Annotated in this window: 5 protein-coding genes; 3 read left to right on the top strand and 2 right to left on the bottom strand. The window is 73.5% G+C overall.

All coding sequences use genetic code 11. From position 1 onward, the window contains the following. Window positions 1-5: 5 nt before the first annotated feature. Together GWI24_RS40835 and GWI24_RS40830 are read left to right on the top strand one after the other, a co-directional pair. Window positions 6-674 carry an ABC transporter gene (locus tag GWI24_RS40835; protein ID WP_210951077.1) on the top strand — a complete coding sequence of 223 codons (669 nt, stop codon included), beginning with the start codon at window positions 6-8 and terminating at the stop codon, window positions 672-674. Between the two features lie 10 nt (window positions 675-684). Continuing rightward, the gene (locus GWI24_RS40830; protein ID WP_167442760.1) at window positions 685-837 is read left to right on the top strand and encodes a hypothetical protein; all 153 of its coding nucleotides are present in this window, start codon (window positions 685-687) and stop codon (window positions 835-837) included. A 451-nt stretch (window positions 838-1,288) separates the two neighbouring features. Here GWI24_RS40830 and GWI24_RS40825 read toward each other — a convergent pair whose 3' ends face one another. Both GWI24_RS40825 and zapE read right to left on the bottom strand, forming a co-directional pair. Then, a complete protein-coding gene (locus tag GWI24_RS40825; RefSeq protein WP_210951076.1) occupies window positions 1,289-2,695 on the bottom strand; it encodes an alkaline phosphatase PhoX in 1,407 nt (468 codons plus the stop codon). Between the two features lie 103 nt (window positions 2,696-2,798). Beyond that, entirely contained in the window at window positions 2,799-3,914 is a 1,116-nt protein-coding gene (zapE, locus tag GWI24_RS40820; protein WP_210951075.1) for a cell division protein ZapE, read from the bottom strand. Between the two features lie 67 nt (window positions 3,915-3,981). Between zapE and GWI24_RS40815 the strand changes: the two genes are divergently transcribed. Beyond that, window positions 3,982-4,536: dihydrofolate reductase family protein (locus GWI24_RS40815; protein ID WP_210951074.1), on the top strand; the 555-nt coding region annotated here is incomplete at its 3' end.

The raw sequence follows: 4,536 nt of genomic DNA, 5'->3' as shown, positions 1-4,536 counted from the left end.
ACGGCATGACCGCGCTGCTGCGCTATCAGACGGCCCTGCTGGCCCGCTCGCACCGCTGGCTGCCGCCGCTGCTGCTCTACGGCGCGTTCCTGGGGATCGGGGTGCAGAGCGGGCAGCCGATCCTCGACTCGCTCGGCTACGCCGCCGCCGCGCTGCTGCCCGTCGCCGCCTGGCTGGTGCGGGTGTGCGTCACCCAGGAGCCCGCCGCGGCCCGCGACTGCGCCTCGGCGGCGGTGGGGCCCGGCCGGGTGCACCTCGCCTCGGTGCTGACCGCGCTGGGCGCGGCGCTGGTGCTCGGCACCGCCGGGACGCTGTTCGTCGCGGCGGTCAGCGATCCGTACACCGCGGATCACCTGCACGAGATCCCCGTACCCGAGGCGACCGTCTCCGGGCTGCTCACCGCGGTAGCCTGCGCGTTGCTCGGCACGGCCGTCGGCGCGCTGTGCAACCGGCCGCTGCTGCGCCGCCCCGGCTGGGCCATCCCGGCCACGCTGCTCGCCGCGCTGCTGGTGTCGGTGGCCGGTGCCTCGCCCGCGAACGCCGCCGTGTCGGAGCTGGTCGACGGCTCGCACAGCGGCACCGTGCCGATGCCCCTGCTGCCCCTGGCCCTGACCGGCGCGGCCGCCGCCGGGGCGACCACGCTGGCCTGCGCGCTGAGCTCCCGCCGGTCGTAGGGTTCGGGTCATGGACGACCGTACGGACCTTCCCGAGGGCCCGCCGTACGCCGACTGCGTGCAGTGCGGCGAGCCCACCGAGTACCCCGCCGCGCGCCCCGGAGCGACGCTCTGCCCCGTCTGCGAATGGCAGGAGGCCCAGCGCACCGCCTGCTCCGGCTAGCGGCCGCGAACCGGGTACCCCTGCCGGGGCCGCCACCGGGTGGCCCGGCGGGGCCGGCGCGCCGCCTGCCTCAGTCGGGACCGTGCACCGCTTGCCTCGGCCGGGTCCGTGCACCGCCTGCCCCAGTCGGGACCGCGTATCGGGCCCCGGCCGGGATCACGCATCGTCTGCCCCCGCCGGGACCGTACGGGCCGCTCGACCCTGTCCCGGCCGAGCTTCGCGGGCCGCCACGCAGCGCCACGAAGCTCCGCCGGACGGGCACTCCGCCGGACAGGCGCTAAGCGGATCGGCGGAGGTCGGCCGCGGTTCGGACGCGCCCCGAAGTGGCGCGGGGCTGTGTCGGTGTGCGGCTCCGCCGCGGCTGTGTCGCTATGCGGCTCCGCCGCGTGGGACCGGCCACGACGGTGTCGCAGACGATCGACGGCAGGTCGGGGCACTTCCTGCGGACCGCTCAGTGCTGGCGCCAGGGCCCCGTCACGGCGAACGTCGTGCCCGGGGTGTAGCAGTTCACGTACATCGTGCGGCGGTCCGGCGCGAAGGTGACGCCCGCGAACTCACCCCACTCCGGCTCGTCCGGTGTGCCAATGTTCTGGCGCCCCCGGGCCATCGCGTAGACCTCGCCGCGCCGGGTCACCCCGAAGACATGCTGCGCGCCGTTGCCGTCCTCGCACACCATCAGGCCGCCGCTGGGTGCGAGCGTGATGTTGTCGGGGGACTCGCCGGGGAGCTGGACATCCGTCTCGGGACCGAAGACGATCACCAGCGTGAGGCGCCTCCGGTCGGGGTCGTAGCGCCAGATCTGGCCGAAGTGGTCGGCCGCCGAGCCGTCCGCGCTCTTGGCGAAGCTGGAGACGAAGTAGACCGACGTACCGCCCCAGTAGCACCCCTCCAGCTTCTGGGCGTGGGTGATGCCTCCGGGGCCGAAGTCCTGGAAGCGGATGGGGGTTTGGCGGGCGAGCGGGTCGGGGACGTCCACCCACTCGACGCGGTCGAAGGTGGTGCCCGGCTCCTGGATGGTGGACAGATCGGGCACCCCCGGCACCCGCAGCGCCTGCAGCTCCCCGCCCGCGCGCAGCGAGCCGATGCCGCCGAGCGGTTTCTTCGGCCGGAAGCGGTAGAAGAGCCCGAAGGGCTTCTCGAAGGCGTCCTCGGTCTCGTAGACGACACCGCTGCGCGGATCGACCGCGATGGCCTCGTGCTGGAAGCGGCCCATGGCGGTGAGGGGTACGGCGCCGGTGCGGCGCGGATCGTAGGGGTCGACCTCGAAGATGAAGCCGTGGTCCTTGGTGTAGCCGTTCGTACCGGCCAGGTCCTCGGTTTCCTCGCAGGTCAGCCAGGTGTGCCAGGGGGTGGGGCCGCCCGCGCAGTTGACCGCGGTGCCCGCGATGGCCACCCGCTCGGACAGCACATGGTTGCCGGAGTCGAGCTCCAGGGCGGTGCAGCCGCCCAGGCCCATCGGGTCGTAGGTGAGGCCGTTCACGGCCGGGACGCGGATCGCGGCGTCCGGACGGTTCTCATGGTTGCGGACCAGATGCGTACGGCCGCGGTGGCCGCCGGCGCGGCCCGGGAAGGCGGCCATGCCGTCGCAGTGGCTGGGGACCTTGCCCTCGCCGGAGCGGAGTTCGTCGCCCTCGCGCGAGAGCACCCGGTAGCGGAATCCCTCCGGGAGGTCGAGCAGTCCGTCGGGGGCGGGGACCAGGGGGCCGTAGCCGTCCCGGCCGAGTGGTGGGGAATCCGGTTCGGCGGCCGCGGCGGTTCCGGCGAAGAGCTCGGAGACGCTGCCGGTGAAGGCGATCGAGGCGATGGAGGCCCCCAGCGCGCCGGTGCGGCCGAGAAGCTGACGTCGTGTCGCTGACATGCGGTAACTCCCTGCTGGCGGACAGAGAAGATGACCGGATGTGTGTATCACGCGCGCGAGCGCGCGGGAACCATTCGATCAGCGATGCGCGGGAACCATCCGATCAGCGCTCGTCGGACGCGTCGGCCAACCCCTTCGCGTCGCGGGCGAGGGCAGTGAGCCGGGATATCGCCCGGAAGTACTTCTTCCGGTAGCCGCCGCTCAGCATCTCCTCGCTGAAGAGCTGGTCGAACGGCACCCCGGAGGCCAGCACCGGCACCTCGCGGTCGTAGAGCCGGTCCGCCAGCACCACCAGCCGCAGCGCGGTCGACTGGTCGGGCACCGGAGCGACCCCGGTCAGGCAGACGGCCTGGATGCCGTCGCACATCGCGCCGTAGCGGCTCGGGTGCACCTGGGAGAGGTGGTCCAGCAGGGCGGGGAAGTCGTCCAGGGAGGCGCCGGGGACGCGGTGCGCGGCCCGGGTGACCGTCTCGTCGGAGTGCGGGGGCGGGGCCGCGGGCAGACCGCGGTGGCGGTAGTCCTCGCCGTCGATGCGCAGCGTACGGAAGCGGGCGGACAGCCCCTGTATCTCGCGCAGGAAGTCGGCCGCGGCGAACCGGCCCTCGCCCAGCTTGCCGGGCAGCGTGTTGGACGTCGCGGCGAGCGCCACGCCCGCCTCGACCAGCTTGCCCAGCAGCGTGGAGACCAGGACGGTGTCGCCCGGGTCGTCCAGCTCGAACTCGTCGATGCACAGCAGCCGGTGACCGCTGAGGGTCTTCACGGTCTGCTGGAAGCCGAGCGCGCCGACCAGGTTCGTCAGCTCCACAAAGGTGCCGAACGCCTTCAGCTCGGGGGCGGCCGGGGTGGCGTGCCACAGGGAGGCCAGCAGATGGGTCTTGCCGACGCCGTAGCCGCCGTCGAGGTACATCCCGCGCGGGCCGCCGCTCGCGGCGGGCTTGGCTTCGCGGCGGAACCAGTGCCTGCGGCGCCCGCCCTTCGCGTCCGCGTCGCCGCCGAGCCGTGCGGCGAAGGCTCTCAGCGCCTCGACCGCCTCGGCCTGGCTGGGCTGGCCGGGGTCGGTGATGTAGTTGTCGAAGCTCACGGTGGCGAAGCGGGGCGGCGGCACCATCTCGGCGACCAGACGCTCCGCCGGAACCTGCGGCGCACGGGCGGTGAGGGCTGCGGGGGCTTCGGCGGCTATGCGGCCTGCCGAGCCGGATGCGGTGGTTGGTGCAGACACGGATGTCCAGGGTAGTCGCTCTTCACCCGACCACTGTCCGAGAGGGAGGCATGTCACACTGCGGCCTATGCGACGCCTGTTCCCCGTGCCTGTCCCCGCGCCTGCCGAAACACCCGCTGAAACGTCTGCCGCGACGCCTGCTGAAACGCCTGTCGGAACGCCTGTCGGAACGTCCGGCGCGACGCCTGCGGGCATTTCCGACGAAACGTCCGCCGAGGACCGCGAATGGGCCCTTGGTGAACTGGCCGACGCCTATGCGTACCCGGAGCCGCCGCACGGCCCCTCCGGCGCCTGTCTGCGGGCCAACATGGTGTCCTCGCTGGACGGGGCGGCCCATCACGACGGCCGGTCGAAGCCCCTGTCCTCCGACGCCGACATGCGGATCTTCGGGGTGCTGCGCGGGCTCGCCGACGCCGTCGTCGTGGGCGCGGAGACCGTGCGCCGCGAGGGCTACCGCCCGGCGCGCGCCCGGGAGGCGTTCGCCGAGCGGCGGGCGGCGCTCGGCCAGTCGCCCGCGCCCGCGATCGCCGTCGTGAGCGCGAGCCTGGACCTGGACTTCTCGCAGCCGCTGTTCACCGAGCCGCTGGTGCCGACGATCGTGATCACGGGCGCGACGGCCGCG

Source organism: Streptomyces sp. MK37H (assembly GCF_018035285.1).
Classification (GTDB): Bacteria; Actinomycetota; Actinomycetes; order Streptomycetales; family Streptomycetaceae; genus Streptomyces; species Streptomyces endocoffeicus.
Note: the sequence above shows the minus strand (reverse complement) of the source record. Positions and strands in the feature narration are given on the sequence as shown.

What these genes read in the sequence shown, in the direction of transcription:
- GWI24_RS40835 (WP_210951077.1), top strand. Translation starts at nt 6, where the DNA reads ATGACCGCGCTGCTGCGCTATCAGACGGCCCTGCTGGCCCGCTCGCAC.
- GWI24_RS40830 (WP_167442760.1), top strand. Translation starts at nt 685, where the DNA reads ATGGACGACCGTACGGACCTTCCCGAGGGCCCGCCGTACGCCGACTGC.
- GWI24_RS40825 (WP_210951076.1), bottom strand. Translation starts at nt 2,695, where the DNA reads ATGTCAGCGACACGACGTCAGCTTCTCGGCCGCACCGGCGCGCTGGGG.